Below are 23929 nucleotides of genomic sequence, written 5' to 3' on the forward strand. Positions count from 1 at the left end.
GGTGGCGCGAGGAGGGGGCCGGGCGGGAATGGCAAGCGCGCAGTCAGCGACGCGCCAGCGCGGCGAGTTCCTGCCACGAGTTGGCATTGTAAAACGCACGCTCGTCGCGAAACTCGACTTCGACCGTCTTGTGGCGTGCGTACCACGCACGCACCTTGCGGTCGCCGGCTGCGAGCCGGGCCGCGAGATCCTCGGCCAGCGACGTATGCAGCAGCGCGAACGTCGGCTGCGGCGAGCGTGCCTGCTGCGTGTCGACGGTCACGGCCATCGCGATGTCGGCGCTGTGGGTGTCGAGCGCCGCATGCAGGCGCGCGACGAGGTCGGCCGGCAGATAGGGCGTGTCGCACGGCGAACAGACGATGAGCGGTGCGCACGCCGCCCGCATGCCGGCGAGCAGGCCCGCGAGCGGGCCGGGGAAGTCGGGCGTTTCGTCCGCGACGATGCGCGCATCGAACGGTGCGCCGAGCTCGGCATAGCGATCGGCATGACGGTTCGCGCTGATCAGCGTCTCGTCGACCTGCGGCGAGAGCCGACGCAGTACGTGCAGCGCTAGCGGCGTGCCGTCGAGCAGCTGCAGGCCCTTGTCGACGCCGTCCATGCGTGTGGCGCGCCCGCCTGCGAGCAGCAGGCCGGCGATTGAAGGAGAGGAGGAGGCGGGCATCGTGCGGCAGTGGTGCGTGCGGCTGGTTTCAGCCGCCGATATATGACATTTCGACGCGCCTGGCGGCGCTGTCGGGCGCGGCGTCGGCCGGCGCGCGGCCGCGCAGCTGCGAATAGCGGTCGGTACGGGCCTGCCAGATGCGGGCGATCGCGGTGGCGATCTCGGCGTCGCTCGCGCCGCCGCGCACGAGCGCGCGCAGATCGTGGCCCGTCGACGCGAACAGGCACAGGTACAGCTTGCCTTCGGTCGACAGCCGCGCGCGCGTGCAGTCGCCGCAGAAGGCCTGGGTGACGCTCGAAATCACGCCGATCTCGCCGCTGCCGTCCGCATAGCCCCAGCGTTGCGCGGTTTCGGCCGCCGTGTGCGGTTCGAGCGGGACGAGCGGGAAATGTTCGGCGATCCGGGCGATGACGTCCGCCGACGGCAGCACCTCGGTCATGTTCCAGCCGTTCGACGTGCCGACGTCCATGTATTCGATGAAACGCAGGATCACGCCGGTGCCGCGGAAACGCTCGGCCATCGGCAGGATCTCGCCGTCGTTGGTGCCGCGCTTCACGACCATGTTGACCTTGACCGGCGCGAGGCCGGCAGCCTGCGCGGCGAAGATGCCGTCGAGCACGTCGGCGCTCGCGAACTCTGCGTCGTTCATGCGCTTGAACAGCGTATCGTCGAGCGCGTCGAGGCTGACCGTCACGCGCGCGAGTCCGGCGTCCTTCAGCGCGCGCGCCTTGCGCGCGAGCAGCGAGCCGTTGGTCGTCAGCGTCAGGTCGAGCGGGCGGCCGTCATGCGTGGTCAGGCGCGCGAGGCGTTCGATCAGGAATTCGAGATTCTTGCGCAGCAGCGGTTCGCCGCCCGTGATGCGGATCTTCTCGACGCCATGTGCGACAAAAAGTCGCGCCACGCGTTCGATTTCCTCGTGCGTGAGCAAAGCGCTGTGAGGCAGGAACGGGTAGTCCTTGTCGAAGACCGCGCGCGGCATGCAGTACACGCAGCGAAAGTTGCAGCGATCCGTCACCGAAATGCGCAGATCGCGCAGCGGCCTGGCGAACGTGTCGGCCAGCGTGCCGTCCGGGGCGTGGGCGACGCCGGAGACATCCGGCATCCCGCTGACGTCGGCGAGAGGAATGATGCGTCGGGACATGTTGAAAGAAGTACGAACCAGACCTCCATTTTAGCCGCATGCGGCCGGCTGGTCCGGTGGGCGGAAACCCGCAGCGCGGACGTGAAAAAGCCCGCCGGAGGCGGGCTTTTCCTGGTCGGGCGACGCGCCGGTTAGTGGTGCGTCTCGACCTGCTGCATCGGGGCCGTATCGACCGGCGGCAGCGCCTTGCGTTCACGCGGCACGCGGGCCGGACGCGGGATCTGCGACGCGGCTTCCTGCGCGGCGGCGAACTTGCCTGCATCCGTGTTCACCCACACGAGACCGGCCTGCTCCAGCACGACATCCAGGCTCGCCGAAGCGGGCGCGGCGGCCTGCTGCACGGGGGCCGGTGCCGCGATGGCCTCGACCGGTGCGGCGGCGATCGGCGCAGCTTCGACCGGTGCCGGCTCGGCAGCCGCCGGCGCGGCTTCGGCCGTCACAGCCGGCGCGGCCTGCTCGACGGGCGCGGACTGCGGTGCTTCGACCGCTGCCGGCACTTCGAACGCGTCGGTCGGCGACACGGCGACCGGAGCCGGACCGGCCTCCGCCTCGACGGCCGGTGCGACCGGTGCGGGTTCAGCTGCGTGAGCGGCAACGGCCGGCTCGACCGGTGCTGCCTCAACCTGGGCCGGTGCCGGTTGCGGCTCGACTGCAGCCGGCGCCACCGGTTCGGCATGGTGCTCGACCGCTGCCTCGGCGGCGACGGTGCCTGCCGCGGCCACGGCCGCGACGACTGCCGGTGCGGCCGCATGGGTCGGTTCGGCAGCAGCCGGTGCCGCAGGCGTCACGTCTTGCACGATGCCTTCGCCATCGGCGCCTTGCTCGGCGTGGTCGACGACTGCGCCGTCTTCCTCGCGCTCGCGGCGACCACCGCGGCGACCGCGGCGGCGGCGGCGACGTTCCTCGCCGTCACGTGCGCTGGCTTCCGCATCGGCTGCCAGCTCCGCGCCGGGCAGCGCTTCCGCGACGGCCTGGTCGGTTTCCGGTTCCGGATGGTTCTCGCCGCGGGTGACGGTCTCGAGCGTGGCCGCATGCTGGGTCGGCTTGCGGCGCTCGCGCCGCTCGCCGCGTTCCTGACGCTCGCCACGGCTGGCTGCTTCGACGCCTTCCGGCTGCTCGACGCGCTCGCGCGGTTCACGGTTCTCGCGCGGTTCACGGCCTTCGCGCGGCTCACGGCCTTCACGCGGCTCACGGCCTTCACGCGGCTCACGGCCTTCACGCGGCTCGCGCGGTTCGCGACCTTCGCGTTGGCCGCGACCTTCGCGACCCTCACGGCCTTCGCGGGGCTCGCGACCCTCACGCAGCTCACGACCCTCGCGCGGCTCGCGGCCTTCACGCGGTTCCTTGCCTTCGCGCTCCGGGCGTTGCGGCTGGCCACGGCCTGCCGCAACCTGGTCGCGACCGCCTTGAGCCTGCTGGGCGCCGCCGCGACGGTTGCGGTTGCGATCGCCGCCGCGTTCACCGCGTTGCTCGGCCTTCTCGGTGCGTTCGCCGCGGGCGGGGCGGGCTGCCTGCTCCTTCGCCGGTGCAGCTGCAACCGGCGCGGGCGCCGGAGCCGGCGACGCGCCGAACAGGCCCTTCAGCCATCCGAAGAAGCCGCCGCTTGCCGGTGCGACGGGCGCGGGGGCCGGTGCGGCAACGGGCTCGACCGGGCGCTGCGGCGCCGCGCTCGGCGCCGGACGTTCCGGCGTGATGCCCTTGACCGCGGCTTCCTGCTTCGGCTTCACTTCCGCTGCGCGCTTGCTGTAGCCGGTTTCCGACTCGAGTTCGCGAGCCGCTTCCTCGGCCATCTTCCAGGACGCGCGCGGATCGTCGAGACGCGCGTCGTCGTGGCGCAGGCGCTCGAGCTTGTAGTGCGGCGTATCGAGGTGCTTGTTCGGGATCAGCACGATCCCGACCTTGAAGCGCGACTCGATCTTGTTGATTTCCTGACGCTTTTCGTTGAGCAGGAAGGCGGTCACCTCGACCGGCACCTGGCAGTGGATCGCCGCGGTGTTTTCCTTCATCGCTTCTTCCTGAATGATCCGCAGGACCTGCAGCGCGGACGATTCGGTATCGCGGATGTGGCCGGTGCCGTTACAGCGCGGGCAGGTCACGTGGCTGCCTTCCGACAGCGCCGGACGCAGGCGCTGGCGCGACAGTTCCATCAGGCCGAAACGGGAGATCTTGCCCATCTGGACGCGCGCGCGGTCATGCTTGAGCGCGTCTTTCAGGCGCTGCTCGACCTCGCGCTGGCTCTTCGCCGATTCCATGTCGATGAAATCGATCACGATCAGGCCGCCGAGGTCGCGCAGACGGAGCTGGCGGGCGACTTCGTCGGCCGCCTCGAGGTTCGTGCGGGTCGCCGTTTCCTCGATGTCCGCGCCCTTGGTCGCGCGCGCCGAGTTCACGTCGATCGCGACCAGCGCTTCGGTGTGGTCGATCACGATCGCGCCGCCCGACGGCAGCGGCACCGTGCGCGAGTAAGCGGTCTCGATCTGGTGTTCGATCTGGAAGCGGGAGAAGAGCGGCACGTCGTCGTGGTAGCGCTTCACCTTCGACACGTTGTCCGGCATCACGATGTCCATGAACGCACGTGCCTGATCGTAGATCTCGGTCGTGTCGATCAGGATTTCGCCGATATCCGGCTGGAAATAGTCCCGGATCGCGCGGATCACGAGGCTCGATTCCAGATAGATCAGCATCGGCTGGCCGGCGTTGCCGCTTTGCGACGCCGCTTCGATCGCGCGCCACAGCTGCAGCAGGTAGTTCAGGTCCCACTGCAGTTCCTCGGCGCTGCGGCCGATGCCGGCGGTACGGGCGATCATGCTCATCCCGTCGGGAATCTGCAGTTGCGCCATCGTTTCGCGCAGTTCCTGGCGCTCGTCGCCTTCGATCCGGCGCGACACGCCGCCGCCGCGCGGATTGTTCGGCATCAGCACGAGGTAGCGGCCGGCCAGCGAGATGAAGGTGGTGAGGGCGGCCCCCTTGTTGCCGCGTTCTTCCTTCTCGACCTGGACGATCAGTTCCTGACCTTCGCGCAGGGCATCCTGGATGCGCGCGGAGCGCATGTCGATGCCTTCCTTGAAGTACTGGCGGGCGACTTCCTTGAACGGCAGGAAGCCGTGGCGGTCTTCGCCGTAATTGACGAAGCACGCCTCGAGCGACGGCTCGATGCGGGTGACGACACCTTTGTAGATATTGCCTTTGCGCTGTTCGCGCCCGGCTGTCTCGATGTCGATGTCGATGAGCTTCTGCCCATCGACGATGGCGACGCGCAGCTCCTCCTGCTGCGTCGCATTGAACAGCATGCGTTTCATAACGGCTCCAGGCGGCTCTGTCGGCGGCGCCTCGCGGGTGTCAGTCACGAGGGCGGGAACGACGGCAGGCCGCACCTTGTTGTGTTGTCACGAGCACGCTGGAGCGGGAAGGATGGCGGGGAGAATTGCCTGAAGAGGCGCTTGGGCCCGATAGACGGGGCCGGCGGCCATAGGGCACCTGCGAACACGGCTTCAAAGCACGGCGTCCACACACCGCACGCTGTCAAAGCGCGCTAAGCCTGAGGCCGGGCACTGCCGCGGGGCGCGTCGTCATGCGTCGCGCGTGCCCACGGGCGGCAGATGCTGCGGCTTGGGCCGCAGCGGGGAGTATCGAATCCAGCCCGACTTTCCCGCCTGGGGTGTACTTCCCTGGTTTGACGTCGCCAGGCCCCGCACGCTTCGCGGGGCCAAATCGGGCGCAACGCCGTAATTTTCGCAACCGGCAGCCTGCGCGGACGCACTTCGCGCCGTCGGGCTGCCGATCAAATTCTTTTCAACCAACTTTCCGTTACCGCGGCGCCTTGCCGACCGAATCCGCCTGTGGGCGCGATCCTTGCCGACGGGCGGCGCCGTGCGTGCAACTTGCTGCTTCTCTTTGATCAGGGGTGAGCAGCAGCCCCCCGGCGCAAGTAAAATGACGGTTTGCGCTTGCGCCTTGCCCGGTCAGTCCGGGCCGGCCGATAAGGCCGCCCGCAACGTCAGGCTGGGCAAAATTATATTCAGTATGAACGAGTTAGGCAAAATATCCCAGAATTCGGTCGCAAGCGGCCAGGTCTCGATGCTCGAGATCGACGAAAGTTCGGCCGGTCAGCGGATCGACAACTTCCTGTTGCGCGTCTGTAAAGGCGTGCCGAAAAGCCATATTTACCGGATCCTGCGCAGCGGCGAAGTGCGCGTCAACAAGGGCCGGGTCGATGCGCAGTACCGGCTCGCGTTCGGCGACATCGTCCGCGTACCGCCCGTCCGGGTGGCCGCGGCCGACCTCGCGCGCGCCGATGCGCCCATCGTGCCGCCCGCGCATTTCGACGTGCTGTTCGAGGACGACGCGATGCTCGTCATCAACAAGCCGGCCGGCGTCGCCGTGCACGGCGGCAGCGGCGTCGCGTTCGGCGTGATCGAGCAGATGCGCCAGGCGCGCCCGCGCGCGAAATTCCTCGAACTCGTGCACCGGCTCGACCGCGAGACGTCCGGGATCCTGATGCTCGCGAAGAAGCGCACGGCGCTCGTCGGCCTGCACGAGCAGATCCGCGAGAACCGGATGGACAAGCGCTATTTCGCGTGCGTGCACGGCGAGTGGCAGTCGGACTGGGGGCGCCGCCGCGCGGTGAAGGCGCCGCTGTTCAAGTATTCGACCCCGGAAGGCGAGCGCCGCGTGCGCGTGCAGGACGACGGCCTGCCGTCGCACACGGTTTTCAACCTTGTCGAGTGCTGGCCCGAGTACGCGCTCGTCGAGGCGGAACTCAAAACGGGTCGGACCCATCAGATCCGTGTGCACCTCGCGCATCTCGGCCTGCCGATCGTCGGCGACGCCAAGTACGGCGATTTCGCACTGAACAAGGCGCTGGCCCGCGCGAACGCGCAGCCGTCGCTGAAACGGATGTTCCTGCATGCGCACCGGTTGCAGCTCGCCCATCCGCTGACGGGCGAGGCACTGCGATTCGACGCACCGTTGCCGGATGACTGCCGGCGCTTTCTCGACCAACTCCGCGCATTGCGCGATACCGCCTGAACCGCATGGCCCGACAGCAATTTGACCTGATCGTCTTCGACTGGGACGGCACGCTGATGGATTCGACTGCGCATATCGCGCACAGCATCCAGGCGGCGTGTCGCGACCTCGGTCTGCCCAAACCCTCCGACGAATCGGCGCGCTACGTGATCGGCCTCGGCCTGCGCGATGCGCTGCAGATTACGGCTCCGACCCTCGATCCGTCCGACTATCCGCGGCTGGCCGAACGCTACCGCTACCACTATCTGCTCGACGACCAGCGCATCGAGCTGTTCGCCGGCGTGCGCGAACTGCTCGCGGAGTTGCGCGATACGGGCTACCTGCTCGCGGTCGCCACCGGGAAGGGGCGCGTCGGGCTGAACCGCGTGCTCGACCAGTCGAAGCTGACGAGCGTGTTCGATGCGACGCGCTGCGCGGACGAAACGTTCTCGAAGCCCCATCCGGCGATGCTGCACGAACTGACCCGCGAACTGGGGCAGGATCTGTCGCGCACCGTGATGATCGGCGATACGACGCACGACCTGCAGATGGCCGCGAGTGCCGGGGCGGCCGGCGTCGGCGTCGCGTACGGCGCGCACACGGCCGATGCGCTGGCCGCGCTGGCGCCGCGCTTCGTTGCGCCGGACGTGGCCGCGCTGGGCGAGTGGCTGCGGGAGCACGCATGAGCACGGCGAACGCCACGCCCGCCGTGCGCGTGTGCGCATCGGACGCGCTGGCCGACGGCGGCGCCGGCGTACGGGTCGAGGCGACGCTGCGCGGCGAGCAGGCCGTCGTGTTCTTCGTGCGTTACGACGGCCGCGCATACGGTTACCTGAACCGTTGCGCGCACGTGCCGATGGAGCTCGACTGGGCCGAAGGGCAGTTCTTCGAGTCGTCGGGCCTTTACCTGATGTGCGCGACGCACGGTGCAATCTACGAGCCGAATACCGGCAAGTGCGTCGGCGGCCCGTGCCGGGGCGGCCGGCTGCGGCCGGTCGAGGTCGACGAGCGCGACACGTCCGACGGGCGTGCGGTATTCTGGGTGCCCGACGCCGACCTGCGTCCCGCTACGACCGATTAACGACGACTCCGCATGGCCGACCAACCGAATTCTCCCGATTCCGTCTCCCGTCCCGACAACCGTGAACCGAACTGGGAGCGCGCCGCGCTCGAGCGGATCGCGCTTGCGGCCGTGAAGGAGCAGCGTGCGGCGCGGCGCTGGAAGATCTTCTTCCGCTTTGCATTCCTCGGCGTGTTCGTGCTGTTCGCATTTGCGCTGATCGATTTCTCGAGCGATTCGAAGTTTGCGTCGAGCGGGCGGCATACGGCGCTCGTGACGATCGACGGCGAGATCGCGGCCGGCGTCAATGCGAACGCCGACGACATCAACACCGCGCTCGACGCCGCCTTCGACGACGACGGCACGGCCGGCGTCGTGCTGCGGATCAACAGCCCGGGCGGCAGCCCGGTGCAGGCCGGGATGGTCTACGACGAGATCCGGCGGCTGCGCGCGAAGCACCCGGACAAGCCGCTGTATGTCGTCGTGACCGACATGTGCGCGTCGGGCGGCTATTACATCGCGGCCGCGGCCGACAAGATCTTCGTCGACAAGGCGAGCATCGTCGGGTCGATCGGCGTGCTGATGGACGGTTTCGGTTTCACCGGGCTGATGGGCAAGCTCGGCGTCGAGCGGCGCCTGCATACGTCGGGCGAAAACAAGGGCTTCTATGATCCGTTCTCGCCGGAGACGGCGAAGATGGACGCGCATGCGCAGGCGTTGCTCGACCAGGTGCACGCGCAGTTCATCAAGGCCGTGAAGGATGGCCGCGGCAAACGGCTGCACGAGACGCCCGACATGTTCTCAGGCCTGTTCTGGACCGGCGAGAAGAGCGTTGAACTCGGGCTCGCCGACGGCTACGGCACGACCGACACCGTCGCGCGCGACGTGCTGAAGGCGCCCGATCTCGTCGACTACACGGTGAAGGAAAGCCTGACGAACCGTGTCGCGCGCAAGTTCGGCGCGGCCGTCGGCGGCGCCGCGATGAAGGCGCTGACGGCCGGCGGCGCGTCGGTCAGCCTGCGCTGACCGGCAATCGGCGGGCCGTGGCAACCCGCCGGCCAGCCGCTGCCGGCTGCTTCAGTTGGCGAGCAGCAGGAAGATCGCGGGGCGCTTGTGCAGATTCGGGGCGGGCGCCTTTTTCCAGTCCGCGACGGTGCGGCTCGCGATCGTCTCGGTCGCGAGGGTCAGGTCCGCGGCGACGCAGATTTGCGTCGACGGCGCGCAAGTCGCAACGAGCGTGTCGAGCATCGCCTGATTGCGATACGGCGTTTCGATGAAAATCTGCGTCTGACGGGCCTTGCGCGACATCTGCTCGAGTTCGCGCAGGCGTTTCGCACGCGCGGCCGCATCGACCGGCAGGTACCCGTTGAACGCAAAGCTCTGGCCGTTCAGGCCCGATGCCATCAGCGCCAGCAGGATCGAACTCGGCCCGACGAGCGGCACGACCTTCACGCCGCGCTCGTGCGCGCGGCGGACCAGCAACGCGCCCGGGTCGGCGACCGCCGGGCACCCGGCTTCCGAGACGAGGCCGGCGTCCGTGCCGGCCAGCACGGGGGCGAGCAGCCGGTCGATTTCGCCGGCCGGCGTATTGACGTTCAGTTCGCGGATCTCGATTTCCTGGATCGGGCGTGTCGTGCCGATCTTCTTCAGAAAGGCGCGCGTCGTCTTCGCGTTTTCGCCGACGTAATAGCCGAGCGTGCCGGCGCGCGCCTGCACGGTAGCGGGCAGCACGGCGGCGAGCATCGATTCGTCGCCTTCGCCCAGCGTGTTCGGAACGAGGTAGAGCGTGCCGGTCGTCATGCGCGGTCTCCTTGGGTGGTGGCAAACAGCGGATATTGCACGGCGCGCAGCATTCGCGTGAGCGCAATCAGCGGCAGGCCGACGAGCGCGGTCGGGTCGTTCGAGTCGATTGCGTCGAGCAGCGCGATGCCGAGCCCTTCGGATTTCGCGCTGCCGGCGACGTCGTACGGCGTTTCCGCGCGCAGGTACGCGTCGAGTTCGGCCTCCGGCAGCGAACGGAAGCGCACGCGCGTAACGATGTCCTCGATCTGCGTGTCGCCCGTGCGGCTGTCGTACAGGCAAAGCGCGCTATGGAATTCGACTTCGCGGCCCTGCATCGACACGAGTTGCGCGAGCGCGCGCTCGTGCGTGCCGGGCTTGCCGATCTGAAGCCCGTCGAAGGTCGCGACCTGATCCGACCCGATCACGAGCACGCCGTCCGGCGCGTCGATCGCGCCGGCGACGGCGCGGGCCTTCGCGCCGGCGAGGCGCAGCGCGGTCGCGGCCGGCGTTTCGCCGTCGTGCGGGGTTTCGTCGAGATCGGGCGACATGACGTCGAAGGGCAGGCCGAGGCGCTCGAGGAGTGCTCGGCGGTAGCGGGAACTGGAGGCAAGAATCAGCCGCGGCGGGCGGCAAACGGTATCCGGCATGGTCGGTTGGATCGGTAAGTCGACAGGGGTGGCGCAGCGTTGCGAGGACGCAAGCTTAAGTGATTGACCGCAAAAGGTAAAACAGGTATGCTTTCCCGCTTTTCGTCGGCAGGCTTCCGTTGTGGTGGCGCCTGCCGGGTCTTCGGAAGTAAAGTACGGTACGGTAACCCGTACGGGAGCGGCGCCAAGCCGGATCCGCAAGTCAGCCTGTAGGCAGGAGCGCACATGAACATTTCTTCTGGCAAACCTGCTTCGGCGCCACTCGATCCGCGCGCGGTCGACCTGTTCGAGTTCGCCCGCAGCGGGCGGCAGGCGGCAGGGGCGATGCACCTCTCGCAGTTGCCGCGCATGTTGAACGAAGTGCCGGCGGACGCGCCCGATCGCGACACGGCCTTCACGTGGCAGGCTGAAGGGTTCACCCAGAAGGAGCTGCAGGACGACGGCACCGACGGGCAGCAGCCGTATCTGCGTCTTGCGGTGCACGGCCATGCATGGCTGACGTGCCAGCGCTGCATGACTCCGTACGACCAGGCGTTCGACATCGACATGACGTATCGGGTCGTCGCGTCCGAAGAAGAGGCTGAAGAATTTCCGCTCGACGACGATGAAGCCGATGTGATCGTGGGCTCACGCCAGTTCGATCTCGTCGACTTGATCGAAGAGGAATTGCTGCTTTCGTTGCCGCTCGTGCCCAAGCACGAGGTTTGCCCGGCAGTTCACGAAAGCCTCGTGTCGGGTGCGAGCGGTCCCGCGGAAGAGGCGGATGAAGAATCCGACGAAGCCGGGGACGAAGGCAAACGGCCGAATCCGTTCGCAGCGCTGGAAGCGTTGAAGAAGGGCGGTGACGGCACCAAGAAACACTAAGCAGTTGTGGCGCGGGAAGGCGTAAGGGCTTTGGGCCAGGGTAGTTAAGCGCCGGATCGGGCTGTGTTAGAATCCGGAAAATTATTTAGGAGTTAGTCATGGCAGTCCAGCAAAACAAGAAGTCGCCGTCGAAGCGCGGCATGCATCGTTCGCACGATTTCCTGACGGCAGCGCCGCTGGCAGTCGAGCCGAGCACGGGTGAAGTGCATCTGCGTCACCACGTCAGCCCGAACGGCTACTATCGCGGCAAGAAAGTCGTCAAGACGAAGAACGACTAAGCGTCAAGTCACGCGTTGCGCGCTACGCTCGCCGTTCGCGTGACAACTGGTTCGCTTGACACTTTCCTGGCGCAACAAAAAGGCGGCATTCAACTGCCGCTTTTTTGTGCCTGAAATTCGTCGCATTCCATGACCGTAAAGCTCACAATCGATTGCATGGGAGGCGACCACGGCCCGTCCGTGACCGTTCCCGCGGCAGTCAAGTTCGTCCGCGCGCATCCCGATGCGCATCTGATGCTCGTCGGCATCGAAAGCGCGATCCGCGCTCAGCTGAAGAAGCTGAAAGCCCTCGACGATCCCGCGCTGACCGTCGTTCCCGCCACCGAAGTCGTGGCGATGGACGACCCTGTCGAAGTGGCGCTGCGCAAGAAGAAGGATTCTTCGATGCGCGTCGCACTCAACCACGTCAAGGAAGGCGCGGCGCAGGCCTGCATCTCCGCCGGCAATACCGGCGCGCTGATGGCCGTTTCCCGTTACGTACTCAAGACGCTGCCCGGCATCGAGCGGCCCGCGATCGCGTTCGCGCTGCCGAACCCGACCGGCTATACGATGATGCTGGACCTCGGCGCGAACGTCGACTGCGAGCCGCAGCACCTGCTGCAGTTCGCGGAGATGGGGCATGCGCTCGTGGCCGCGCTCGAAGGCAAGGAGCGCCCGACGATCGGCCTGCTGAACATCGGCGAAGAGGTGATCAAGGGCAATGAAACGATCAAGCGCGCGGGTGAACTGCTGCGCGCCAGCACGCTGAATTTCCGCGGCAACGTGGAAGGCAACGACATCTACAAGGGCACGGTCGACGTGATCGTGTGCGACGGCTTCGTCGGCAACGTCGCGCTGAAGACGTCCGAGGGGCTCGCGCAGATGCTGTCCGACATCATCCGCGAGGAGTTCGGCCGGTCGCTGATGTCGAAGCTGATGGCGCTGCTCGCGCTGCCCGTGCTGATGCGTTTCAAGAAGCGCGTCGACCACCGCCAGTACAACGGCGCGGCGCTGCTGGGGCTCAAGAGCCTCGTGATCAAGAGCCATGGTTCGGCCGATGCCTACGCGTTTGAGTGGGCGATCAAACGCGGGTATGATGCCGTCAAAAACGGCGTGCTGGAGCGCCTCGCGCGCGCGATGGCGGATAATTCAGTGTCGCTCGGCGATGGCGAACACGACGCGGGCGGCGCGGGCCGTGCAAGCCCGGCCGCAGGCCATCACGCCGAACCTTCCGCTGCGCAATCCTCTAAAGCATAAATGGCCCAATCGACTCTCTATTCCCGCGTGCTCGGCACGGGCAGTTATCTGCCGCCTGACCGCGTCACGAACCAGCAGTTGACCGATCGTCTCGCGAAGGAAGGCATCGAGACGAGCGATGAATGGATCGTGGCGCGCACGGGCATCCATGCGCGTCATTTTGCCGCGCCGGACGTCACGACGAGCGATCTCGCGCTCGAGGCGTCGCGCCGCGCGATCGAGATGGCCGATATCGATCCGCAGTCGATCGACCTGATCATCGTCGCGACTTCGACCCCCGATTTCGTGTTCCCGAGCACCGCGTGCCTGCTGCAGAGCAAGCTCGGCATCAAGAACGGCGGCGCGGCGCTCGACGTGCAGGCCGTGTGTTCGGGCTTCGCGTACGCGGTGGCGACGGCCGACAGCTTCATCCGCAGCGGCCAGCACCGCACGGCGCTCGTCGTCGGTGCGGAGACGTTCTCGCGCATTCTCGACTTCAAGGACCGCACGACCTGCGTGCTGTTCGGCGACGGCGCGGGCGCGGTGGTCCTGTCCGCATCGGACGAGCCGGGCGTGCTCGGCAGCGCGCTGCACGCGGACGGCAGCTACTCGCACATCCTTTGCACGCCGGGCAACGTGAACCGCGGCGTGATCGAGGGCAGCGCGTTCCTGCACATGGACGGGCAGGCCGTGTTCAAGCTGGCGGTCAACGTCCTTGAAAAGGTCGCGATCGAGGCGCTCGCGAAGGCGAATCTCGCGCCCGAGCAGATCGACTGGCTGATTCCGCATCAGGCCAACATCCGCATCATGACCAGCACCTGCCGCAAGCTCGGCCTGCCGCAGGAGCGCATGGTCGTGACGGTCGACCAGCACGGCAACACGTCGGCCGCGTCGATCCCGCTGGCGCTCGACGCCGCGGTGCGCGACGGCCGCATCCAGCGCGGTCAGCACGTGCTGATCGAAGGCGTCGGCGGCGGCTTCACCTGGGGCGCGTCGGTCTTCCGCTACTGATCCGCGGCGCGCGATTGCCGCGCGCGGATCCCACCGGCGCGCCGTTCGTGCGCGCCGTCCGAATCGATTCAATTGGGGACGATATGAAATTTGCATTCGTTTTTCCGGGGCAGGGCTCGCAGGCGGTCGGCATGCTCAATGCATTTGCCGATCTGGCCATCGTGCGCGAGACGCTCCAGGAAGCGTCCGATGCACTCAATCAGGATCTCGGCAAGCTGATCGCCGAAGGCCCGGCCGAAGAGCTGAATCTCACCGCCAACACGCAGCCCGTGATGCTGACCGCCGCATATGCGTGCTACCGCGCATGGCAGCAGGCGGGCGGCCCGGCGCCGTCGATCGTCGCCGGGCACAGCCTCGGTGAATACACGGCGCTCGTCGCGGCCGGCGCGCTCGCGTTCAAGGACGCCGTGCCGCTCGTGCGCTTCCGCGCGCAGGCGATGCAGACGGCCGTCCCGGTGGGCCAGGGCGGCATGGCCGCCATCCTGGGCCTCGACGACGACACGGTGCGCGCGGTGTGCGCCGAAGCCGCGGAAGCAGGGATCGTCGAAGCGGTGAATTTCAACGCGCCCGCGCAGGTCGTGATCGCCGGCAACAAGGCCGCGGTCGAAAAGGCCTGCGAAATCGCGAAGGCGAAGGGTGCGAAGCGCGCGCTGCCGCTGCCGGTGTCGGCGCCGTTCCATTCGTCGCTGCTCAAGCCGGCGTCGGACCAGTTGCGCGACTATCTCGCGAGCGTCGACGTCAAGGCGCCGCAGATTCCGGTCGTCAATAATATCGACGTCGCCGTGGTCAGCGATCCGGCTGCAATCAAGGATGCGCTGGTGCGCCAGGCCGCAGGCCCCGTGCGCTGGGTCGAATGCGTGCGGCACATCGCCGGCACGGGCGTCACGCACGTGATCGAATGCGGTCCGGGCAAGGTGCTCGCCGGCCTGACGAAACGCATCGACGGCAACCTGACGGGCGCGTCGGTATTCGATCCGGCGTCGCTCGACGAAGCGCTCAAGCTGGTGACCGCCTGACGCGGCGCCTTTTTTCAAGAGACGGAAACTCGATTCATGGACAAGACTCTCGATAAACAGGTTGCGATCGTCACCGGCGCGTCGCGCGGCATCGGCCGCTCGATCGCGCTCGAACTCGCGCGCCTGGGCGCGACGGTGATCGGTACGGCGACGAGCGAATCGGGCGCTGACGCGATCACCGCGGCATTCGCGGAAGCGGGCGTCACGGGGCGCGGCGCGGTGCTGAACGTCAACGACGCGGCCGCCGCCGAGGCGCTGATCGATGCGACCGTGAAGGAATTCGGCGCGCTGAACGTGCTCGTCAACAACGCGGGCATCACGCAGGACCAGCTCGCGATGCGGATGAAGGATGAAGACTGGGACGCGGTGATCGACACCAACCTGAAGTCGGTATTCCGCCTGTCGCGCGCGGTGCTGCGCCCGATGATGAAGGCGCGCGGCGGCCGTATCATCAACATTACGTCGGTGGTCGGCTCGGCCGGCAACCCCGGCCAGGTCAACTACGCGGCCGCGAAGGCCGGCGTCGCGGGCATGACCCGCGCGCTCGCGCGGGAAATCGGCAGCCGCGGCATCACGGTGAACTGCGTGGCGCCGGGCTTCATCGACACCGACATGACGAAGACGCTGCCGGAAGAACAGCAGGCCGCGCTCAAGACCCAGATTCCGCTCGGCCGCCTCGGCAGCCCGGAAGACATCGCCCATGCCGTCGCGTTCCTCGCATCGCCGCAGGCCGGTTACATTACCGGCACGACGCTGCACGTGAACGGCGGCATGTACATGTCGTAACGGTTTTCGTTTACCATCCGCGCCGTATCCCGTTTTTCAGGCGGATCGGCGCTTGATCGACCATCAAGCCAACGCGCGTTTTGGCGTCAGCAAACCTGATAAAATGCGCGCACTTGTAAATCTGAACTTTCCCTCGGAGGGGTAATGGACAACATCGAACAACGTGTCAAGAAGATCGTCGCTGAACAACTGGGCGTCGCTGAAGGCGAGATCAAGAACGAAGCTTCGTTCGTGAACGACCTCGGCGCCGACTCGCTCGACACGGTCGAACTGGTGATGGCTCTCGAAGACGAGTTCGGCATGGAAATCCCGGACGAAGAAGCAGAGAAGATCACGACCGTTCAGCAAGCGATCGACTACGCTCGCGCAAACGTCAAGGCGTAAGCGCCTTTCGCGCTTGTTCGCCACGTCGCCGCGATCTTCGCGATTGACGCGTCATCCTGCCGGCTTCGCGCCGGACGGACTAACAGCCACAGGGCTCGCAGGGCTGGTTCCTGTGGCCACTGTGGCTTTTGTTTTTGTCATCCAATAATGCAAAAGAGGTTACCGTGAGCCGCCGTCGTGTTGTTGTTACAGGCCTGGGGCTGATTTCGCCTGTTGGCAATAATGTTGCCGACGGCTGGGCCAATCTCGTCGCCGGCAAGTCCGGTATCGCTACCGTCACGAAGTTCGATCCGTCGAACCTCGCCGTCCATTTCGCGGGCGAAGTGAAGGGTTTCAGCGCCGAGGAGTACATCCCGGCGAAGGAAGCCCGGAACATGGATACGTTCATCCACTACGGCATTGCCGCCGGCGTCCAGGCCATCAAGGACAGCGGGCTGGAAGTGAACGAAGCCAATGCGGAACGCATCGGCGTGCTGGTCGGTTCCGGCATCGGCGGCCTGCCGATGATTGAAGACACGCACCAGACCTACGTCGATCGCGGCGCGCGCCGGATCTCGCCGTTCTTCGTGCCCGGTTCGATCATCAACATGATCTCGGGCCACCTGAGCATCATGTTCGGCCTGAAGGGCCCGAACCTCGCCGCCGTGACGGCCTGCACGACCGGCCTGCACAGCATCGGCCTCGCAGCGCGCCTGATCCAGGCGGGCGACGCCGACGTGATGGTCGCGGGCGGCGCCGAGTCGACGGTGTCGCCGCTCGGCATCGGCGGTTTCGCGGCAGCGCGCGCGCTGTCCACCCGCAACGACGATCCGGCGACCGCATCCCGTCCGTGGGACAAGGATCGCGACGGCTTCGTGCTGGGCGAGGGCGCCGGCGTGATGGTGCTCGAGGAGTACGAGGCGGCCAAGGCGCGCGGTGCGAAGATCTACGCGGAAGTCTCCGGCTTCGGCATGACGGGCGATGCGTACCACATGACCGCGCCGAACATGGACGGCCCGCGCCGCTGCATGGTCGCGGCGCTGCGCGACGCCGGCGTGAACGCGGACGAGGTCCAGTACCTGAACGCGCACGGAACGTCGACGCCGCTGGGCGACAAGAACGAGTCCGACGCGGTGAAGGCGGCCTTTGGCGAGCACGCGTACAAGATCGTCGTGAACTCGACGAAGTCGATGACGGGCCACCTGCTGGGCGGCGCGGGCGGCCTCGAGTCGGTGTTCACGGTGCTGGCGCTGCACAACAACGTGTCGCCGCCGACCATCAACATCTTCAACCAGGACCCGGAGTGCGATCTCGATTACTGCGCGAATACCGCGCGTGACATGAAGATCGACGTCGCCGTGAAGAACAACTTCGGCTTCGGCGGCACGAACGGCACGCTGGTGTTCAAGCGCGTCTGACGCCGCAATCGCTTGACGAGTCCATTCGATGTTCCGGCCGGGCGTCCGCAGCGTTTTGCGTTGCGGGCCTCGGCCGTGTTGTATCTCGTGCTGGCGGCGTTCGTCGCATCGGCTGCCGCGTCGGTCTACCTGTTCTGGGCGCCGCGCGCAGGCGCGGCCGGCGGCGCCTGCGTGGCGGCCGCGACGGCCGCGCTGCTCGCCGTGTACGCCGCGCGGGCCTGCGCCCGCCGGTTGCCGGCCGAGTTGCGGATCGACGCATTCGGGGAAGTCGCGGCGTTTGGCCGCACCGGGCGCCTGCTGGCCCGCGGCCGCGTGACGGGCCATGCGCACTGGAGCAGCCTGCTGCTGGTGCTGACGGTCGGGCAGGGCGCCCGGCGGGCCCGGCCGCTGCTGATCCCGGCCGATGCGCTGGATGCCGCGTCGTTCAGCGCGCTTTCCGTGCTGGCGAGAACGTCGGGCACGGCGGGGCGGGCATGACGGCGGTGCAGTTACCGACCGTAACAAGCGGCCGGCGCGGGAACGCTACAATAACGCTCCGCGTTGCATCCCTAGTTAACGGATTTGTCAGGTGAGTGAAAAAGAAATCGATCAGGCTCTGGTCGAGCGCGTACAGAAGGGCGACAAGGCGGCGTTCGAACTCCTGGTCTCCAAATACCACCGCAAGATCATTCGGCTGATCTCGCGCCTCGTGCGGGATCCCGCCGAGGTCGAGGATGTGGCCCAGGACGCGTTCATCAAGGCGTATCGTGCGCTGCCGCAATTTCGCGGCGAATCGGCGTTCTATACGTGGTTGTACCGGATTGCCGTCAATACGGCGAAGAACTACCTTGCGACGCAAGGCCGCCGGGCACCGACCTCGACCGAGGCCGATGCGGAGGAAGCGGAAACTTTCTCCGATGCAGACCAACTAAGGGATATCAACACGCCTGAGTCGATGTTGATGAGCAAGCAGATTGCCGAGACGGTCAACGCTGCAATGGCTCTGCTGCCCGAGGAACTGCGTCAGGCAATCACGCTGCGCGAGATCGAGGGCCTGAGCTACGAAGAGATCGCGGAAATGATGGGCTGTCCGATCGGGACGGTCCGGTCGCGGATCTTCCGTGCACGCGAGGCAATCGCTGCGAAATTGCGTCCGCTGCTCGATACGCCCGAAGGCAAGCGCTGGTAAGCGCGACAGGCGGAGCGACGCGGGTCGGGGTCTAGTTACGGTTAGAGTCGTGAAGTCACGACGGGGTGTGCAAGATGGGGAGCATCATGGGGTCGGTCAATACGCAGTCGCAAACGTGCTCGCGCGGCGAGCGCCTTTCCGCGCTGGTCGACGGCGAAATGTTCGATGGCCCGGACAACGGGCAGTTTCTGGCTGAGCTCGACCGCGCGGATCGCGCTGCGTGGGCCCATTACCACCTGATCGGCGATGCGCTGCGCTCCGACGAGCTCGCGCTGTCGCCGGCGCTGAGCGTCGCGTTTACCGCCCGCATGTCGGCGGTGCTCGAAAGCGAGCCGCACCTGCTCGCGCCTGCGGCCGCGCCTGTCGCCCGCAGGCTGCTGTCGCTGCGCCGGCGTGTCGTGCCCGCGTTCGCGGTCGCCGCGGCGGCGGCCACGCTCACGTGGATCGTCGTTCCGCAAATGCAGACGGCCGGCGCCCCGGGCGCCGTCCAGGTCGCGTCGGCCGGTGCGCCGCAAGGCGGCAACCTGCAGCGCGTGGCGGTTGCGCAGGCATCGGCCCAGCCGGGGCTGCAGGACGTCAACATCATTCGCGACGCGAGCCTCGACCAATACCTTGAAGCGCACCAGCAATTCGCGCAGCAGCCCGTCGTCACGGGTTCGATGCCGCTGATCCGCGCTGCCGTGACCACCACGCCAGGCCAATAAACCCGATGCGGACATTGCAGTTGAATCACGCCATCTCCGGATGGAAGCGGCTGCCGGCCCTCCTGCTTTGCGCAGCCGCCCTGTTGTCCGTTCAATCCCTCCCTGCCAGCGCCCAGCAACCGGACGATCCAGTCGCGACCCGCAAGGGCGCCGCGGACTGGCTCGACCGCGTCCAGCAGGCGGCGCAGCAGCAGAGCTACGAGGGCACGTTCGTCTACCAGCGCGGCGGGTACGTGCAGTCGTCGCGGATCGCGCACGTCGCGTCCCGCGACGGCGAATTCGAGCGGATCGAGACGCTCGACGGCAAGCCGCGCAAGCTGCTGCGGCACAACGACGAGCTTTACACGTTCGTGCCCGAGCGCAAGCTGTGCGTGGTCGAGCGCCGTCAGACGCGCGACTCGTTCCCGGCGCTGCTCGGTGCGAGCGGCGATCACGTGATGTCCGTGTACGACGCGAAGTCGCTGGGCAAGGATCGCGTGGCCGGGATCGATGCGCAGGTCGTCGAGCTCGTGCCGAAGGATGCCTACCGCTTCACGTACAAGCTGTGGGTCGACGCGCGCACGGGGCTGCTGCTGCGTTCGCAGACGCTCGATGCGACCGATCGCGTGCTCGAGCAGATTGCGTTCTCGCAATTGCAGACGGGCGGCGCGAGCGGCGACAAGGCCGCGATCGCGGCCGGCATGCGCAACCTGAGCGGCTGGACGATCGTGCGCCCGCCGGTCGCGGCGGTCGACATGGAGGCGCAGGGCTGGCAGCTCGCGCCGAGCGTTGCCGGCTTCCAGAAGATTCGTGAAGTGCGCCGGCCGATGGCCGCGCGCGACGCCGGCGAGCCGCCGATCCCGGTCGATCAGGCCGTGTTCACCGACGGTCTCGCGACGATCTCGGTTTTCATCGAGCCGGCCGAAAAGAATTCGCGCAAGGAAGGCGCGGGCAGCACCGGGGCGACGAACGTGCTCGTGAAGCGCCGCGGCGACTACTGGATCACCGTGCTCGGCGAAGTGCCGCCGGCTACGTTGCAGCAGTTCGCGTCTGCCATAGAATACAAGGCTTCCAAGTAACGCTACGGCTTCCGACATGATGAAACTCACGCTGCGCAAATGGCTCGCGGCGGCGGCATTGTCTGCCAGCCTGCCCCTCGTGCCGCACACCGCGCTCGCGGTGACGGCTCCCGCTGCCAGCCTGCCCGACTTCGCCGATCTGGTCGAAAAGGTCGGGCCGGCCGTCGTGAACATCCGGACCACCGCGAACGTGCCGACGAGCAGCGGCCCGCGCGGGATGCTCCCGCCGGGCTTCGACGACGGCGACATGTCGGAATTCTTCCGGCGCTTCTTCGGCATTCCGCTGCCGCAGGCGCCCGGCGGCGGTAGCGGCAATGGCGGCGGCAGCTCGAAGAACGCGCCGGCGCCGGACAATCCGCCCGACACCGAGCAGAATCGCGGCGTCGGTTCGGGCTTCATCGTATCGGCCGACGGGTACGTGATGACCAACGCGCACGTCGTCGACGATGCGGACACCATCTACGTGACGCTGACCGACAAGCGCGAGTTCAAGGCGAAGCTGATCGGCGTCGACGATCGCACCGACGTCGCGGTCGTCAAGATCCAGGCGTCGAACCTGCCGGTCGTCGCGATCGGCGACTCGAACAAGGTGCGCGTCGGCGAGTGGGTCGTCGCAATCGGTTCGCCGTTCGGTCTCGACAACACGGTCACGGCCGGCATCGTCAGCTCGAAGAGCCGCAACACGGGCGACTACCTGCCGTTCATCCAGACCGACGTGGCCGTGAACCCAGGCAACTCGGGCGGCCCGCTGATCAACATGCAGGGCGAGGTGATCGGCATCAACTCGCAGATCTACAGCCGTACCGGCGGCTTCATGGGCATCTCGTTCGCGATTCCGATCGACGAGGCGATGCGCGTGGCCGACCAGCTGAAGGCGACCGGCAAGGTCACGCGCGGCCGGATCGCGGTGGCGATCGGCGAGGTGACGAAGGACGTGGCCGATTCGATCGGGCTGCCGAAGGCCGAGGGCGCGCTCGTCAGCAGCGTCGAGCCGGGCGGCCCGGCCGACAAGGCGGGCATTCAGCCGGGCGACATCATCCTGAAGTTCAACGGCCGTTCGGTCGATACCGCGTCGGACCTGCCGCGCATGGTCGGCGACACGAAGCCGGGCACGAAGGCGACGGTCAGCGTGTGGCGAAAGGGTCAGGCACGCGATTTGCCGATCACGATCGCCGAGACGCCGGCCGAATCGACCGCGAAGGCCGAGCAGCGCAAGAACGCGCCGCAGAAGCCGCGCCAGGCCAATGCGCTTGGCCTGACCGTCAGCGACCTGACGGCGGAACAGATGAAGACGCTGAAGCTGAAGAACGGCGTGCAGGTCGACGGCGTCGACGGCCCGGCCGCCCGTGCGGGCCTGCAGCGCGGCGACATCGTGCTGCGCGTGGGCGATACCGACATCGCGAACGCCAAGCAGTTCGCCGACGTGACCGCGCAGCTCGATCCGCAGAAGGCGGTCGCGGTGCTCGTACGGCGCGGCGACAACACGCAGTTCGTGCCGGTTCGGCCGCGCCAGAAGTAACGCGCCGATGTTCACGCTCTACGGCCGCGGCTGGTGCCACCTGTGCGACGACATGCGCGACGCACTGGCGCCGGTGGCGGCGGAGTTCGGCGTCGCGGTCGACTACGTCGACATCGACGCCGATGCCGCACTCGTCGCCCGCTACGACGAGGACGTGCCGGTGCTGCTGCTGGACGGTGCGGAAGTGTGCCGCCACCGGTTCGACGCCGTGAAGGTGCGCGGCGTGCTGGCGGCCCGGCGCTGAGTCCGGCCTGCCGCCGGGCGGCTCCGCGCCGCGCGAGGCGGTGCCCGGTGGGCGGCCGTGGCGGGGCGCCGTCCGAAATACCGCCCGGCGAAGGCCTTTTCGGCTAAAATAAGCCGTTTTTTCACCGACTTACAAGGCGTGCTCCGCAGTCGTCGAGCGCGCCTTTTTCGCTTGATCGGCACTGAATGGATCATATTCGCAATTTCTCGATCATCGCGCACATCGACCACGGCAAGTCGACGCTCGCGGATCGCATCATCCAGGTATGCGGCGGCCTCGCCGACCGTGAAATGGAAGCGCAGGTGCTCGATTCGATGGATATCGAGCGTGAGCGCGGCATCACGATCAAGGCGCAGACGGCCGCATTGTCCTATCGCGCGCGCGATGGCAAGGTCTACAACCTGAACCTGATCGACACGCCGGGGCACGTCGACTTCTCGTACGAAGTCAGCCGTTCGCTGTCCGCGTGCGAAGGCGCGCTGCTGGTCGTCGACGCGAGCCAGGGCGTCGAGGCGCAGACGGTCGCGAACTGCTACACGGCGATCGAGCTCGGCGTCGAGGTCGTGCCCGTGCTGAACAAGATCGACCTGCCGGCCGCGAACCCCGAGAACGCGATCGAGGAGATCGAGGACGTGATCGGCATCGACGCGACCGACGCAACGCGCTGCAGCGCGAAGACGGGTCTCGGCGTCGAGGACGTGCTCGAGTCGCTGATCGCGAAGGTGCCGCCGCCGAAGGGCGACCCGGCCGCGCCGCTGCAGGCGCTCATCATCGATTCGTGGTTCGACAACTACGTCGGCGTCGTGATGCTCGTGCGCATCGTCAACGGCACGCTGCGCCCGAAGGACAAGATCAAGCTGATGGCGACCGGCGCGCAGTATCCGGTCGAGCATATCGGCGTGTTCACGCCGAAGTCGCGCAATCTCGAATCGCTGTCGGCGGGGCAGGTGGGCTTCATCATCGCCGGCATCAAGGAACTGACCGCCGCGAAGGTCGGCGATACGGTCACGCTGGTGGCCAAGCCGGCGCTGGAAGCGCTGCCGGGCTTCAAGGAAGTGAAGCCGCAGGTGTTCGCCGGACTCTATCCGGTGGAAGCGAACCAGTACGACGCACTGCGCGAATCGCTCGAGAAGCTGAAGCTCAACGACGCATCGCTGCAGTACGAGCCGGAAGTGTCGCAGGCGCTCGGCTTCGGGTTCCGGTGCGGCTTCCTGGGTCTCCTGCATATGGAGATCGTGCAGGAGCGTCTCGAACGTGAATTCGACATGGACCTCATTACGACCGCACCGACGGTTGTCTACGAGGTCGTGATGAACGGTGGCTCGATCGTCAAGGTCGAGAATCCGGCGAAGATGCCGGAGCCGCCGAAGATCGAGGAGATCCGCGAACCGATCGTCACGGTGAACCTGTACATGCCGCAGGACTACGTCGGCTCGGTGATCACGTTGTGCGAGCAGAAGCGCGGCTCGCAGATCAACATGCAGTATCACGGCCGCCAGGTGCAGTTGACCTACGAAATCCCGATGGCCGAGATCGTGCTCGATTTCTTCGATCGACTGAAGTCGGTGTCGCGCGGCTATGCGTCGATGGATTACGAGTTCAAGGAATACCGGTCGGCCGACGTCGTGAAGGTCGACATGCTGATCAACGGCGACAAGGTCGATGCGCTGTCGGTGATCGTCCACCGGTCGCAATCGCAGTATCGCGGCCGCGAAGTGGCGGCGAAGATGCGCGAGATCATTCCGCGCCAGATGTACGACGTGGCGATCCAGGCCACGATCGGCGCGCACATCATCGCCCGCGAGAACATCAAGGCGCTGCGCAAGAACGTGCTGGCGAAGTGTTACGGCGGCGACATCACGCGGAAGAAGAAACTGCTCGAAAAGCAGAAAGCAGGCAAGAAACGGATGAAGCAGGTGGGTTCGGTCGAGATCCCGCAGGAAGCGTTCCTTGCAATCTTGCGCGTCGAAGACAAATAACAGGACTG

The 23929-nt window shown here is 66.8% G+C and carries 24 protein-coding genes; 19 read left to right on the top strand and 5 right to left on the bottom strand.

Annotated features, from left to right (window positions below; genetic code table 11):
• Positions 1 to 43 precede the first annotated feature (43 nt).
• From mobA to GQ56_RS0118165, 3 genes are all read right to left on the bottom strand, one after another.
• Positions 44 to 661: a molybdenum cofactor guanylyltransferase MobA gene (mobA, locus tag GQ56_RS0118155; RefSeq protein WP_031400006.1), complete on the bottom strand. Its 618-nt coding sequence runs from the start codon at positions 659 to 661 to the stop codon at positions 44 to 46.
• A 28-nt stretch (positions 662 to 689) separates the two neighbouring features.
• On the bottom strand, positions 690 to 1802 hold the full coding sequence (moaA, locus tag GQ56_RS0118160; protein WP_031400007.1) for a GTP 3',8-cyclase MoaA: 1113 nt from the start codon (positions 1800 to 1802) through the stop codon (positions 690 to 692).
• Between the two features lie 131 nt (positions 1803 to 1933).
• Positions 1934 to 5101 (bottom strand): Rne/Rng family ribonuclease, encoded by a 3168-nt coding sequence (locus GQ56_RS0118165; RefSeq protein ID WP_031400008.1) that lies wholly within the window; start codon positions 5099 to 5101, stop codon positions 1934 to 1936.
• A 724-nt stretch (positions 5102 to 5825) separates the two neighbouring features.
• On the opposite strand from GQ56_RS0118165, the gene GQ56_RS0118170 reads away from it, so the two are divergent.
• Genes GQ56_RS0118170 through GQ56_RS0118185 form a run of 4 tightly spaced genes read left to right on the top strand, consistent with a single transcriptional unit; the run spans position 5826 to position 8895 of the window.
• Positions 5826 to 6830 carry an RluA family pseudouridine synthase gene (locus GQ56_RS0118170; RefSeq protein ID WP_031400009.1) on the top strand — a complete coding sequence of 335 codons (1005 nt, stop codon included), beginning with the start codon at positions 5826 to 5828 and terminating at the stop codon, positions 6828 to 6830.
• 5 nt (positions 6831 to 6835) lie between these two features.
• Entirely contained in the window at positions 6836 to 7495 is a 660-nt protein-coding gene (locus tag GQ56_RS0118175; protein ID WP_031400010.1) for an HAD-IA family hydrolase, read from the top strand.
• Positions 7492 to 7890 (top strand): Rieske (2Fe-2S) protein, encoded by a 399-nt coding sequence (locus tag GQ56_RS0118180; RefSeq protein WP_031400011.1) that lies wholly within the window; start codon positions 7492 to 7494, stop codon positions 7888 to 7890. The genes GQ56_RS0118175 and GQ56_RS0118180 overlap by 4 nt, the downstream gene beginning before the upstream one ends.
• Before the next feature lie 12 nt (positions 7891 to 7902).
• Positions 7903 to 8895 carry a S49 family peptidase gene (locus tag GQ56_RS0118185; RefSeq protein WP_031400012.1) on the top strand — a complete coding sequence of 331 codons (993 nt, stop codon included), beginning with the start codon at positions 7903 to 7905 and terminating at the stop codon, positions 8893 to 8895.
• A gap of 51 nt (positions 8896 to 8946) precedes the next feature.
• On the opposite strand, the gene GQ56_RS0118190 is transcribed toward GQ56_RS0118185, so the two are convergent.
• Together GQ56_RS0118190 and GQ56_RS0118195 are read right to left on the bottom strand one after the other, a co-directional pair.
• Entirely contained in the window at positions 8947 to 9669 is a 723-nt protein-coding gene (locus tag GQ56_RS0118190; protein ID WP_031400013.1) for an SAM-dependent methyltransferase, read from the bottom strand.
• On the bottom strand, positions 9666 to 10298 hold the full coding sequence (locus GQ56_RS0118195; RefSeq protein ID WP_031400014.1) for a Maf-like protein: 633 nt from the start codon (positions 10296 to 10298) through the stop codon (positions 9666 to 9668). The genes GQ56_RS0118190 and GQ56_RS0118195 overlap by 4 nt, the downstream gene beginning before the upstream one ends.
• Before the next feature lie 225 nt (positions 10299 to 10523).
• Between GQ56_RS0118195 and GQ56_RS0118200 the strand changes: the two genes are divergently transcribed.
• The 15 genes from GQ56_RS0118200 (at position 10524) to lepA (ending at position 23921) form a co-directional block, all read left to right on the top strand.
• Entirely contained in the window at positions 10524 to 11162 is a 639-nt protein-coding gene (locus tag GQ56_RS0118200; protein WP_031400015.1) for a DUF177 domain-containing protein, read from the top strand.
• A gap of 98 nt (positions 11163 to 11260) precedes the next feature.
• The gene (gene rpmF / locus GQ56_RS0118205; protein ID WP_006051932.1) at positions 11261 to 11440 is read left to right on the top strand and encodes a 50S ribosomal protein L32; all 180 of its coding nucleotides are present in this window, start codon (positions 11261 to 11263) and stop codon (positions 11438 to 11440) included.
• 129 nt (positions 11441 to 11569) lie between these two features.
• Complete coding sequence (gene plsX, locus GQ56_RS0118210; protein WP_031400016.1) at positions 11570 to 12676, top strand: phosphate acyltransferase PlsX; 1107 nt, start codon at positions 11570 to 11572, stop codon at positions 12674 to 12676.
• Positions 12677 to 13666 carry a beta-ketoacyl-ACP synthase III gene (locus tag GQ56_RS0118215; protein ID WP_031400017.1) on the top strand — a complete coding sequence of 330 codons (990 nt, stop codon included), beginning with the start codon at positions 12677 to 12679 and terminating at the stop codon, positions 13664 to 13666.
• An 83-nt stretch (positions 13667 to 13749) separates the two neighbouring features.
• Positions 13750 to 14682 (top strand): ACP S-malonyltransferase, encoded by a 933-nt coding sequence (gene fabD, locus GQ56_RS0118220; RefSeq protein ID WP_031400018.1) that lies wholly within the window; start codon positions 13750 to 13752, stop codon positions 14680 to 14682.
• Positions 14683 to 14718: 36 nt separating this feature from the next.
• Positions 14719 to 15468 carry a 3-oxoacyl-ACP reductase FabG gene (gene fabG / locus GQ56_RS0118225; protein WP_031400019.1) on the top strand — a complete coding sequence of 250 codons (750 nt, stop codon included), beginning with the start codon at positions 14719 to 14721 and terminating at the stop codon, positions 15466 to 15468.
• Between the two features lie 144 nt (positions 15469 to 15612).
• Positions 15613 to 15852: an acyl carrier protein gene (acpP, locus tag GQ56_RS0118230; RefSeq protein WP_012735022.1), complete on the top strand. Its 240-nt coding sequence runs from the start codon at positions 15613 to 15615 to the stop codon at positions 15850 to 15852.
• A 164-nt stretch (positions 15853 to 16016) separates the two neighbouring features.
• Positions 16017 to 17249, top strand: a complete 1233-nt coding sequence (gene fabF / locus GQ56_RS0118235; protein WP_031400020.1) for a beta-ketoacyl-ACP synthase II — start codon at positions 16017 to 16019, stop codon at positions 17247 to 17249.
• A gap of 12 nt (positions 17250 to 17261) precedes the next feature.
• Positions 17262 to 17726, top strand: a complete 465-nt coding sequence (locus GQ56_RS0118240; protein WP_031400021.1) for a protein YgfX — start codon at positions 17262 to 17264, stop codon at positions 17724 to 17726.
• Positions 17727 to 17817: 91 nt separating this feature from the next.
• Positions 17818 to 18417, top strand: coding sequence for an RNA polymerase sigma factor RpoE (gene rpoE / locus GQ56_RS0118245; protein ID WP_006490873.1), 600 nt, complete (start codon positions 17818 to 17820; stop codon positions 18415 to 18417).
• 86 nt (positions 18418 to 18503) lie between these two features.
• Positions 18504 to 19121, top strand: coding sequence for a sigma-E factor negative regulatory protein (locus tag GQ56_RS0118250; protein WP_031400022.1), 618 nt, complete (start codon positions 18504 to 18506; stop codon positions 19119 to 19121).
• 5 nt (positions 19122 to 19126) lie between these two features.
• Positions 19127 to 20179 carry a MucB/RseB C-terminal domain-containing protein gene (locus GQ56_RS0118255; protein ID WP_031400023.1) on the top strand — a complete coding sequence of 351 codons (1053 nt, stop codon included), beginning with the start codon at positions 19127 to 19129 and terminating at the stop codon, positions 20177 to 20179.
• A 16-nt stretch (positions 20180 to 20195) separates the two neighbouring features.
• Entirely contained in the window at positions 20196 to 21698 is a 1503-nt protein-coding gene (locus GQ56_RS0118260; RefSeq protein WP_031400024.1) for a DegQ family serine endoprotease, read from the top strand.
• Between the two features lie 7 nt (positions 21699 to 21705).
• Positions 21706 to 21942, top strand: a complete 237-nt coding sequence (locus GQ56_RS0118265) for a glutaredoxin family protein (RefSeq protein WP_031400025.1) — start codon at positions 21706 to 21708, stop codon at positions 21940 to 21942.
• A 185-nt stretch (positions 21943 to 22127) separates the two neighbouring features.
• Positions 22128 to 23921 carry a translation elongation factor 4 gene (lepA, locus tag GQ56_RS0118270; RefSeq protein WP_031400026.1) on the top strand — a complete coding sequence of 598 codons (1794 nt, stop codon included), beginning with the start codon at positions 22128 to 22130 and terminating at the stop codon, positions 23919 to 23921.
• Positions 23922 to 23929: the final 8 nt, after the last annotated feature.

Origin of the sequence: Burkholderia paludis (assembly GCF_000732615.1) — a bacterium.
Taxonomy (GTDB): domain Bacteria; phylum Pseudomonadota; class Gammaproteobacteria; order Burkholderiales; family Burkholderiaceae; genus Burkholderia; species Burkholderia paludis.

Excerpts from the sequence above, each read along its gene's own strand:
- mobA (WP_031400006.1), bottom strand. The coding sequence starts at position 661 with ATGCCCGCCTCCTCCTCTCCTTCAATCGCCGGCCTGCTGCTCGCAGGC.
- moaA (WP_031400007.1), bottom strand. The coding sequence starts at position 1,802 with ATGTCCCGACGCATCATTCCTCTCGCCGACGTCAGCGGGATGCCGGAT.
- GQ56_RS0118165 (WP_031400008.1), bottom strand. The coding sequence starts at position 5,101 with ATGAAACGCATGCTGTTCAATGCGACGCAGCAGGAGGAGCTGCGCGTC.
- GQ56_RS0118170 (WP_031400009.1), top strand. The coding sequence starts at position 5,826 with ATGAACGAGTTAGGCAAAATATCCCAGAATTCGGTCGCAAGCGGCCAG.
- GQ56_RS0118175 (WP_031400010.1), top strand. The coding sequence starts at position 6,836 with ATGGCCCGACAGCAATTTGACCTGATCGTCTTCGACTGGGACGGCACG.
- GQ56_RS0118180 (WP_031400011.1), top strand. The coding sequence starts at position 7,492 with ATGAGCACGGCGAACGCCACGCCCGCCGTGCGCGTGTGCGCATCGGAC.
- GQ56_RS0118185 (WP_031400012.1), top strand. The coding sequence starts at position 7,903 with ATGGCCGACCAACCGAATTCTCCCGATTCCGTCTCCCGTCCCGACAAC.
- GQ56_RS0118190 (WP_031400013.1), bottom strand. The coding sequence starts at position 9,669 with ATGACGACCGGCACGCTCTACCTCGTTCCGAACACGCTGGGCGAAGGC.
- GQ56_RS0118195 (WP_031400014.1), bottom strand. The coding sequence starts at position 10,298 with ATGCCGGATACCGTTTGCCGCCCGCCGCGGCTGATTCTTGCCTCCAGT.
- GQ56_RS0118200 (WP_031400015.1), top strand. The coding sequence starts at position 10,524 with ATGAACATTTCTTCTGGCAAACCTGCTTCGGCGCCACTCGATCCGCGC.
- rpmF (WP_006051932.1), top strand. The coding sequence starts at position 11,261 with ATGGCAGTCCAGCAAAACAAGAAGTCGCCGTCGAAGCGCGGCATGCAT.
- plsX (WP_031400016.1), top strand. The coding sequence starts at position 11,570 with ATGACCGTAAAGCTCACAATCGATTGCATGGGAGGCGACCACGGCCCG.
- GQ56_RS0118215 (WP_031400017.1), top strand. The coding sequence starts at position 12,677 with ATGGCCCAATCGACTCTCTATTCCCGCGTGCTCGGCACGGGCAGTTAT.
- fabD (WP_031400018.1), top strand. The coding sequence starts at position 13,750 with ATGAAATTTGCATTCGTTTTTCCGGGGCAGGGCTCGCAGGCGGTCGGC.
- fabG (WP_031400019.1), top strand. The coding sequence starts at position 14,719 with ATGGACAAGACTCTCGATAAACAGGTTGCGATCGTCACCGGCGCGTCG.
- acpP (WP_012735022.1), top strand. The coding sequence starts at position 15,613 with ATGGACAACATCGAACAACGTGTCAAGAAGATCGTCGCTGAACAACTG.
- GQ56_RS0118250 (WP_031400022.1), top strand. The coding sequence starts at position 18,504 with ATGGGGTCGGTCAATACGCAGTCGCAAACGTGCTCGCGCGGCGAGCGC.
- GQ56_RS0118255 (WP_031400023.1), top strand. The coding sequence starts at position 19,127 with ATGCGGACATTGCAGTTGAATCACGCCATCTCCGGATGGAAGCGGCTG.
- GQ56_RS0118260 (WP_031400024.1), top strand. The coding sequence starts at position 20,196 with ATGATGAAACTCACGCTGCGCAAATGGCTCGCGGCGGCGGCATTGTCT.
- GQ56_RS0118265 (WP_031400025.1), top strand. The coding sequence starts at position 21,706 with ATGTTCACGCTCTACGGCCGCGGCTGGTGCCACCTGTGCGACGACATG.
- lepA (WP_031400026.1), top strand. The coding sequence starts at position 22,128 with ATGGATCATATTCGCAATTTCTCGATCATCGCGCACATCGACCACGGC.